The following is a 9592-nucleotide window of genomic DNA, read 5'->3' as shown; positions in this document are numbered from 1 at the left end:
ACCCGCTGACACCGCGCGACTTACCAAACACCCCCGACGGGACAAAACGCTCTTTCAGGCGCCGCCCGGCAGTGGTCCCAGTCGGTCCCAAGGCGACGGCTGGGCGGCCAGTGCCGCAGGCACCGCGGCCGCCGCATCCGTCACGGCGGTGCCCACGGCACCGTCGGGGTGGTGGTTGATCCAGCCGAGTCCGCCGAGGTCCAGATGGCGGCGGGCCCGGGTGACCGCGACGTAGGCCAGCCGGGCCTCGTCGATGTCGATGCCGGGCGAGGCGGCCCCTTCGGCGGCCTGCGCGGTGGTGGGTGTGGGCTCGAAGTCCATGCTGATGCGGACGGTCGGCCACTCGCGGCCCTTGGACCTGTGCGCTGTCGAGACGGTGACCTCGGCGTCCTCTTCGGCGTGGAGGCGCCCGACGGCGTCGAGGACGACATCGACACCGTACTCGTCGATGATCTCGACCAAGGGGAGGAGATCTCGACCGCCGGGGTCGTCGCTGGCGTACTCCTGCAACTCTCCCCAGGAGCTGAAGAGGACCAGCTCGTGGTGGCTGGTGCGTCGTCCGGCCTTGAGGGCGGCGGCGGCCTCGGCGAGGGCCTTGAGCGGTTTCCCGCCTCCCACGAGGGCGACCCGCACTCCCTCGGACAGCAGCTGGAGGATTTCCTGGATCGCGCCGGCGTTGCTGCGGCAGAGCACCGCGTCGCAGCGGGCGAGGGGGCCGATGGAGCTGGCGATGGTGGATGTGCCGCGCAGACGCAGGGGCGCGTCGACGAGGGTGAGCCACCGGTTGGCCTCCTCCGCGATGGCGGGCCCGAAGCGGAAGGACTGGCTGAGGGTGAGCTGGCGGCCGGGGAAGTCGGTCATGATGTCGCGTGCCCCGCGCCAGCCGTAGATGGCCTGGGCGGAGTCCCCTACGAGGATGACCTGTACGTGGTCGCTTTGGGCGAGGATCACCTCCTCCAGGACCGGGTTGGTGTCCTGAGCTTCGTCCAGCAGGAGAAAGTCGGCGGAGATCCGCGGCTCCTGGAGCGCCCAGATCTTCAGGTAGTAGTCGTGCTCGAACCGCACCGCCGTTCCGTTGGGATCCTGCACGTCCTGCCAGGCACGGCGCGCGTAGGGCAGCACGAGCTGGGCGAGAACGGGGTGCTGAGCCTGGTCGATACCGCGCAGCTGCGGCACGTGGTGGGGAGCGAGCTCGCGGTCGGCCGAGTGGCAGAACCGCTTCAGGGTGCGCAGGACGGCAGAGGAGATCCCTTTGTGGGTGAGGAGTCGCTCGCCGAAGCGGACCTGCATGTTCTCGGCGATACCCAGTCGCAGCCCGGCCTTCCACGCCGGCTCGCGGGGTGTGCCGATGCGGGCGCGGTACAGGTGTCCGACCGACTTCCGGGCCAGCGAGTGACCGGTGTCGCAGCAGATGTTCGGCGGGAACTTGGACCTGGCGTCGTTCACCACGGGTCGGTTGAAGGCGAGATAGCGGCCGCGCCGCCGGTCACTGCGCGCGATGAGGAGCAAGGTGGTCGTCTTGCCGGTGCCCGCCCCGGCCTGGAGAACCAGATGCTCACCGCTGCGCTTCGCGTCGACTGACTCGACCTGCTCGGCGGTCGGCTCCGGGCTTCCGGCCCTGCGCTGGGGCGGCGCACCTCGCAGTGCCGGTGGAGGAGGCGACGGACGCCGCTCCCCGGCCGGAGGGCGACCGGCTGCGAGCCAGCCGAGCCACTCCCGCGCGTCGGCCAACGCCCGCTCAACAAGCTCCGGCGGCGCTCCGACACGGGATGGGACCCCCAGGCGCTCGTTCAGCCGCTGGTTGACCTCCGCAGGATGGCGACCGGTACTCCGCGCGATCTTCCGCACGAGGAAGCCGAGCTCGCTCTCCGCGCTTGCGGAACCCTTGCCCGCCTTCTCTCCACCGCTGAACAGTGATAGCTGATCACCGGCGTCCGGCGCCTCCCTCGAAGGTCTCCAGCCGCCCATCGCCCGTCTCTCCATTCGGTCCACGCCGCGACTACCGGTTCGGCGCGCAGAGTAGCCATATTCGCCCACATTGCGCAGAAAGGGGGCGCGAAGAGCCACCCGGGGCGCACGGCGGAGCACGCACGGAGCCACCTCCGTTCGGACACGCTCGGCGCCCGCGTCGGCTGCCGTGGGCCGCCGCGAGCTGACGGGCATGCAGCCCCCCGGAGGCAGGCGCCGGTACGCCGGCTTACGCCCGCAGAGTGAACCGTGTGCGGCATTCGGTGACATCCGCTGGAGGCTCCGAGTGGGGCAGCGTTAGAAGACGGCCATGCCTGGTTTCCATTGGGACGGCAGCCCCGCTGATGAAGATCCCCTGTCGGTGCCGCCGAAGCACATGCGGATGCATGGCGCTGGCCCCAAGACCCCGCGAGCGAAGGCGTCGACGCGCTGCAAGTACTGCCATCACATTGTCGAGTGGTACGAACGTTTCGACGACAAGACGCGGATCCCGCTGGTGCACGCGGAGTTCCCCAGCGCCGCCCTCCCCGACCGATACCGCTGGAGCGTGACGTCCGGCATCGCCTACCACGGTGACGGAGGGCGGCGCTTCTGCCGCATCGCACACCCGGCGGTGTGTCCCGCCCTGCGCCATGAGCCCGGAAGCCCTCTCGACGACGTCCGTCGGGTCTGTGCTGTCCGGACGCGTAGATGGCTCGACGCAGGAGTCTTCGTGCCGGCGCCGCGGCCGGAAGCCGAAGAGGACGTCGCCGAGCAGCACACCGAAGAGGTCTGCGAGAAACGCCACGTGGTGGCCTACACCTACCTGCGGTGGCTGGCGCCCACCACCATTGACCAACTGCGCTGTGTGGCTCTTGCCCAGTCCACCGGTGAACGGTGCAAGAACCTCGTCATGACCAGCCACCTGTTCCAGGGGGTGTGGGAGCAGGAGGACATCCCCATTCCGCCCGGCCGGGCCGGCCGCGAGACCCTGTGGGCCGGACAGAAGATGTGGGTCTACTCGCTGAACTCCCTGGACGTCGTGGAGTACCAGCGATGGAAGGACCAGCGGTGCACTCACCATGGTCCTGGCAGCGACGCGAGCGACGCAGCCACTCCCCAGTGGGTACGTTTCGATACCTGGCGCCACGCCGAGTTCATCACCTACGACGAACCGCACATGCCGCAGGCGGTGCAACGCGCGGCTCACCCCCTCCTCTCCGCCCTGGGGCCGCCGCCGCAGCAGACGAAGTGCGCCGGCTCCGACTGCACGAACGGCAGCGCCGTCAAGGAGCCCCCCGGATGGGTGTGCTGGAAGTGCGAGAAGCGCACGCGGGAACGCGACAAGACGCACCGGAAGTGGCAGAAGCCCGGCGACGTTGATCCGCCCTTCTGACCGCCCTGCTGCCGGCCGGGACCACACCCGGCGCGCCAGCCCGGGAGGGCGGTACAGGTCCGCGGCCCACAAACGAACCCATCCGAGGGACAGCCGGGACCGCCGTGCCCCGTCAGGGCGACATTCCTGCGCCAACCGTGTGACGTCGGCCCGGGCGCAGACCCGGGCCGCGCCATGGTTTCCGCAGCACCCCCATGGCGAAACGGAGCATCATGTCCACCCTGCTGCTGGCTCTCACAGACGAGGCGATCGACCAGGCCGACACCGAAGCCCTGCGCCGCGAGTTCAGCCTCGCGATGCCCACCACCGCAGCCACCTTGAGCGTGGCGCGGGGGAACGTTGCCCTCAAACTCGTCCAGCGCCTGCCCGTCCGTGATCGGTGGGACGACGCCGATCGGCGCGAGGCCCTGCGCGTGATGCGCTCGTGGCTCCAGACGCCGAAGCTCTACCGCGCCCGGTACACCGCCCCCGGCCGTGAACGCCGGCCGTCGGGGCCGGGGCAGATGACCTTTCCGACCCGGGCACGATACGCCGCCGGTCACACCGCCTGCGCCTTGTGCGGCGACCCCGTCGCCACGGGTGACCTCATCGGCCGCATCCGCGACAAGACCACACCCCCCTACGTCGCGCTGGGCTGGGCGTGCCGCCACTGCCTGTACCACCGCCGAGCCGCCCCGCGCCGGATCGACCTCGTGACCCGGATCTTCCACGACCTGTTCGCCAGCACCGGCGTCGGCCTCAACCCGATCGAGTGCGAACGGCTGCTGGAATGGATCGAGGACACCCCGGACATCACCTCCACCACCGCCTGGAAGAACGACCCGCTGGACAACACGCTCGTACGGATGCGCACCAGCGTGAAGGAGCAGAAGCTGAACTCGTGGTTCAGCGTGACCACCGGCCAGACGCTCATCGCCGCCCTGCACGAGGCCACCGCCACCCGGCCGACCCGCGAGGAGGAGCTGCTGCGGGCGGTCCTCCAGCACACTGAGGAATGGCAGACCAACGCCTGTGGTGTCGATACCCGCCTCTACGGCAGCGGCCCGCGCTACCGGCAAGCCGCCCTCAAGCAGACCCCGCACCCCACCGTCCTCTCCCGCCGGGGCGGACCCTTCTACCTGCACCAGGCCGCAGTCACGCCGCCGGAAGTCCCCTGACACCCGGGGCGGTCACGGGCGAGGAGTACCGCGACAGCCGGACGAAGATCCTGGACGCCATCTGACAGGCGCTCGCGGGTGAAGGCCCCGACCCGGTCGGCGGCGCCCGCCCCACGCGCTTATGAGGATCGGGGAACCACGGCGCCCGCCCGGTGACAAGATGCCCGCATGGCCGAACACACTGTCACGCACAGCGACCGTCAAGCCTTGGCCGTCCAGGTCTTCGGCGCTGGCGACCGCGGGTATCCCAGCTGGCCCTACGGGTTGAACATGGACTACAGCAACGCCGGCGCCGATCACCCGACGAGCCCGTGGGCCGTCTTCCAGTGGCCCGCCTACGCCAAGAACGATCCGGAGCAGCAGCGCAAGCTCGCAGACCAGGAAGCCGCCGCACGGGACCTGATCCTCAACTGGGCCAGCCCGTTCGAGTTGAAGGCATCCGACTCCATCTGCTGCCCGCGGACCCTCCTCAAGAAGCAGGTCCATCGCTGCTCGTACGAGCGAGGTGACTGCTTCTTCGGTCGGAACTGGGGCGAACGCGAGGCCATCTTCGACCACTGCATCGGCTGGCGCCGGGGACGCCAGCCCGTCGCCTTCACCACCGACGCCTACCGCTCCGTCGGCGATATGCGTGCGGGTGCGCAGCGGGTCCTCGAAGCCATCGGCGATCCGCGCCTCGCCATCGCCGTCGGCACGTCGTGGTACCCGGGGCGCTTGCCGCAGGTCGTCTTCTACCGTGCCGACCTGCTGCCCGACCTCGGTCCTGCTCGCCCTGTCGAGGATGTTGAGCCCACATTCCTGCGCCCCGTGCCCCCGCAACGCTGAGAGCGAGCCCTTCTCCGGTCGGGCGCCGCGCCGAACACGGCTGAGGGCCCGCTGCCAGGGGGATGGCGGCGGGCCCCTGAGGATCAGGTCCTCCAGTCGCCGGGCCACCCGGCCCGCGTCAGGAACACCGGCCCCCCAGTGCCGGCGACGTCGGCGGGCCCGCGGAGTCTGAGGCGGGCCGGCGGGTCAAAGAGAGAGCCGGTGACCGCGCAGCGGTACCGGCTCTCTGGAGGTGCCGCGCGGCAACGCGAGACCTCGCTGTCCCTGGTCGGTACTGGAGCCAGCAGCAATCAGGGCAGGGTGTGCCGAGCTCGGCGCAACCCCGGGCGCGAAGCGTCGCAGCGACGTGCATGATCGAGCAACCGCGATTGGCGCGGGGACGCATCAACTCCTTCGTTACCACGAGCCACCGGCACGCTTTGCGATCTTGCTCCGCCGTCTGGTCCTGCACGTCAGGGACTTCGGTACGGCCCGGGGTTGACTGTGGGTCACGCCGTCGAGGTCAACGCATCTCCGGATGTGTTTGCGCGCCGACGCATCAATCGCCTCATTGCCTGCTGCGTGCTGCCGTCCCTCCCTCGTACTCCTGCGACCATCTTGTCCACGCACCACACCGACGGCGGCGGCAACCGCCGGTGGTTCGTACCCGTTTGGAGCCAGCAGCGATGAGCTCGGCGACCTTCCGGCCGCCGGGCCGAGGACAGGAGAGCGTCATGTCTAGCCCGAACCCGAAACCGGCCCAGGTGTCGGCCTCCTGCGTGGAGAGCGGCCACCCGGCCCGCCAGCGCCTGAGCGGCGTCGAGGCCGCCGTCGTCATCATCGTCATCGTCCTGGCCGCCGCCCTGGTCGCGGCTGAGTGGCTGAGTGGCTGAGCGTAGAGCAGGACGATGCCTCCCGCGACCCGGGCTCGCAGGGGCAGGCTCGGGTCGGTGAGAAGGCGCCCGATCAGCTCCAGGCACTCGGCCTGTGGCATGGGTGTAGCCCGGCTGATCTGGACTGGAGGCAGCCGGAAGGGCCTGGTGACGCGCGGTGACACGCCGCAGGCGGGTGGACGGAGGAGCAGAACGCGACGTGGGCCGGAGCCTGGTCCCGATGGCGGGACGCCGCAGAAGCGCTGCACGAGCAGGTGACCGCACAACCGGGGCCGTCTCGCCCAGGCGCAGGGAGCCGGCGGCCGCGTGCCTTGTCCGGCAGTGCCCCGGGCCGGTCCGCGGCTTCCTGGAGGGCGGCGAGGTAGAACGCGTTCAGCTCAGGGACGCCGAGCGCGTCCAGGACGGCGGCGATATCCGCGGTCCAGGCGGCAACGTCCTCGCTGACGAGGCGGCCGAGGAGGCGTGCGTGACGGTCGGCGCCCGCGCCGGTGGCGGCGGCCAGGGCGCGGGCCGCCGCCACCGGGCCACGGGCGGCGCGAGTTCGATCAGGCTGGTCGCGTCCAGGGCCTCGGGCGGCTCCGGGCGGATGGCGGCGCGCGGCTCGGGCGAGCCCACGCGGGTCGGCCCAGCGGGCGAGCTCCCGGGCATGTTGGGGGCCCGGCTGCGGCAGAGCGGTCAGCTGCAGGACCCCCGCGGCGCGTTCGGGCAGCGGCACCAGCAGCTCCCGCGCCATCTGAAGGACCTCGATGTATAGCCGGGCCGCGCGACCTTCCTCGGCCGCGCGACCGTGGAGAGTGCCCGACGCCGCGTGTCCCAGCCGCCCAGCGACTCCTCCTGAACCGTCCCCAGCCGCACGCCCATCACCCGCTCCGCGACCCGAAGGGCACGACCTGTGTGGACCCCGCTCTTCTGGGCGAGCTCCGCGCGCAGCACCTCGGCCGCGGCGTCCACGCGCTCCCGGGCCACCGCAGCGGCCGTCGCGGCCCTCGGGCGGCTCGACGTCGAGCCGGCCGGGGCGGCGGGCGGGGGCAGGGCGTCGACCGCCTTCAGCAGATCGCGGGCCGCGGGGAAACCCCCCTCTGCGTGGAGGCTTCAGCAGGGCGTCCATCGCACCCCGCAGACACGACTCCGCGACCTCCCCCGGCCGCTCCAGCCCGGCACCGACCAGGACCCGGCGCGCGTCTCGCAGCAGCCCCAGCGCCCACGTGCCCTGCTCACCCCATGCGGTCAGGGCTTGGGCCAAGACCTCGTCGACCTCCGGCAGTTCGTCCCCGCCCACGACCGGCATCCCCTCGTTGCTCACCACTGCACCGTAGAGCCCCGCGGGCGGGGCCCGGGGCGGAACCGGCCAGCCCGCGGCCCTGGACGGGCGCCGGGCCAAGGCCCGGGGGTGCGGCAGGACGGCATCAGACCAGCGGAGCCGGGTACCGGGCCGGGCCGGAGGTGGCCGGTGCAGCCGGCACAGCTTCTTCTCACTTTGACCTGGTGACCTGCGATGACGCGGACAAGTGCATGGGTACGTCGTCTCTCGCGGCCGTGGCGGGCGGCTCGCGTCCGGGGGGTGTTCGCTGCCACGATCGGCTCTAAGGCCGGGCTCGCCCGGCGCTCCCTGCACTCCAACTCCATTGAGGCCGCCGGGAGACCGGGCGGCGGCCGCAACACCGGCTCGGAACGCGACGGCGGGAAGCGACTTAGCCGCGCACCCGGCGAGCGGAGAGGCGGACAAGCCGAGAAGCAGCGGCACAGGCGTCGCAAGCTGACGGGGACCATGGAACGGCGCACCCGCGGCAACGCTGCGGACGAAAGGTTCCAGGTGTCCCTACTGCTGCGGTAGGCAGTCCGCAGGGCAGAGCGTACAGCGCCTGGGGAGCTCGGTCGCTAACCCGTCCAGGAGGGAAGCGAACTGCAGGTTTACGCTGCTCAGGCGGTGTATCGATCCTGCGGGGACTGCCCGGCGTAGCGACTTCAGCGACTGAAGCGACTGTGTTCCGGACACGACTTGAGAGACAGTTTCAGACGCCCGGTCACAGCGGAAGCGTTATCCCCAGCTCCTGCATGGCGAGCGAGGGAGGCCCGCCTTCGGAGCGCTCGGTCTTACGTCCCTTGCTGCCGGCCGTCACGGTGCGGGGATCGACTGCTTCCGCGGGCGCGCCGGTGGCGTAGAGGCCTTGGGGTTCGGTGTCGCGGTCGTGTGGCAGAAGCCAGAAGACGCGGCGGCGGAAGGTGCCGGAGGCGCGTGATGCGCGGGCCTTGGGGCCGAGGATGGCGTAGCCGACCATGCGCCCGTCGCGGTGGTAGGCGGGTTTGGCGCTGCGGGTGGGCAGGCGGTCCAGGCTTTGGCGGACGTAGTCGAGCTGGTGGACGTCCTCGAGCCAGACGAGCTCGGTCTCGTGCTTGAGCTCGTCGTCGCTGATCAGGGCACTCATGCCATCTCCTCGTCGGCGAGCAGTCCGATCCCAGGGTAATACTTCCGCGAATTCGACAAGATCATCTCTTTGGGGGAGGACAGACCCACCAGTTCGCGGGCGCGGGCGGCGAAGGCGCGGCTGGTAATGGGCGGCACGCCTTCGCTCTGGCACCAGGCCTTGTAGGCGGCGTAGAGGCGGGACTGCTCGGCGCGGTGGTCCGGTTCGAGGGCGCAGGCTTCGTCGAAAAAGCGGCCGGTGTGGTCTTCGGTCTCGGCGTAGGCGGTGGTGGCGACGCGGACCTTGTCGGGGCCGGTGAGGTCCTTGGCGCCGCCGAGGTAGCGGCGGGCGCCGTCGATGAGCCAGTTGAGGATGCCGGGGCCTTCCTCGGCGACGAGGATGTCGGCGAGGTTGTCGATCTTGCGGTCGTCGGAGACGGTTCGTTCGAAGGGGATCAGGCGCATGCGGCGCCAGAAGGCGAAGCCGCCGGTGCCGACTTCGGGACGGTGGTTGCCCAGGAGCCAGAGCTTGTGGGTCGGGGCGAAGCTGAAGAAGTCCTGGCGCATGCGGCGGGCCTTGATGCGGTCGCCGCCGGTGAGGAGTTTGACGCGGGCTTCGTCGAACTTGTCGCCGGGCTTGACCTCGGAGCAGACGATGACGCGGCGGCCGTGGAGTTCGGCGAGGTCGGTGGGGTGGCCTTCGTAGGGGCGGGCCATGAGGAAGCCGGGTGGGGCGGCGTCGGCGTAGTCGCCGAGGAGCTTCATCAGAACGTCGAGGAGGACCGACTTGCCGTTCTTCCCGGCGCCGAAGAGGAAGGGCATGACCTGGCCGCCGACGTCGCCGGTGATGGAGTAGCCGAGGAGCAGCTGGAGGAAGCTGATCATCTCGGTGCCGTCGGGGTCGTCGCCGAAAGTGTCGGTCAGGAAGCGGTTCCACTGGGGGGTGGGCTGGGGGGCCGGTGCGGTGGTGGTGGAGCGGGAGTGGAAGTCC

General features: G+C 70.7%; 8 protein-coding genes. 5 read left to right on the top strand and 3 right to left on the bottom strand.

All coding sequences use genetic code 11. The features are described 5' to 3' along the window. Window positions 1–54: 54 nt before the first annotated feature. Window positions 55–1968, bottom strand: coding sequence for a UvrD-helicase domain-containing protein (locus BJP40_RS08655; protein WP_079171024.1), 1914 nt, complete (start codon window positions 1966–1968; stop codon window positions 55–57). 310 nt (window positions 1969–2278) lie between these two features. On the opposite strand from BJP40_RS08655, the gene BJP40_RS33570 reads away from it, so the two are divergent. The 5 genes from BJP40_RS33570 (at window position 2279) to BJP40_RS33565 (ending at window position 6951) form a co-directional block, all read left to right on the top strand. After that, window positions 2279–3343: a DUF6083 domain-containing protein gene (locus BJP40_RS33570; RefSeq protein WP_143065914.1), complete on the top strand. Its 1065-nt coding sequence runs from the start codon at window positions 2279–2281 to the stop codon at window positions 3341–3343. 212 nt (window positions 3344–3555) lie between these two features. Further along, window positions 3556–4500 (top strand): hypothetical protein, encoded by a 945-nt coding sequence (locus tag BJP40_RS08645; protein ID WP_071279883.1) that lies wholly within the window; start codon window positions 3556–3558, stop codon window positions 4498–4500. 168 nt (window positions 4501–4668) lie between these two features. Further along, on the top strand, window positions 4669–5325 hold the full coding sequence (locus BJP40_RS08640; protein WP_143065913.1) for a hypothetical protein: 657 nt from the start codon (window positions 4669–4671) through the stop codon (window positions 5323–5325). A 713-nt stretch (window positions 5326–6038) separates the two neighbouring features. Next, the gene (locus BJP40_RS34115) at window positions 6039–6197 is read left to right on the top strand and encodes a hypothetical protein (RefSeq protein WP_177204342.1); all 159 of its coding nucleotides are present in this window, start codon (window positions 6039–6041) and stop codon (window positions 6195–6197) included. Between the two features lie 466 nt (window positions 6198–6663). Next, window positions 6664–6951, top strand: coding sequence for a hypothetical protein (locus tag BJP40_RS33565; RefSeq protein ID WP_143065912.1), 288 nt, complete (start codon window positions 6664–6666; stop codon window positions 6949–6951). A gap of 1270 nt (window positions 6952–8221) precedes the next feature. On the opposite strand, the gene BJP40_RS08630 is transcribed toward BJP40_RS33565, so the two are convergent. After that, complete coding sequence (locus tag BJP40_RS08630) at window positions 8222–8623, bottom strand: DUF6009 family protein (RefSeq protein ID WP_071279880.1); 402 nt, start codon at window positions 8621–8623, stop codon at window positions 8222–8224. Further along, a partial coding sequence (locus tag BJP40_RS08625; RefSeq protein ID WP_071279879.1) for a phage/plasmid primase, P4 family occupies window positions 8620–9592 on the bottom strand: 973 nt, incomplete at its 5' end. The genes BJP40_RS08625 and BJP40_RS08630, both read right to left, overlap by 4 nt.

This window comes from Streptomyces sp. CC53 (genome assembly GCF_001865245.1).
Lineage (GTDB): Bacteria > Actinomycetota > Actinomycetes > Streptomycetales > Streptomycetaceae > Streptomyces.
Note: the sequence above shows the minus strand (reverse complement) of the source record. Positions and strands in the feature narration are given on the sequence as shown.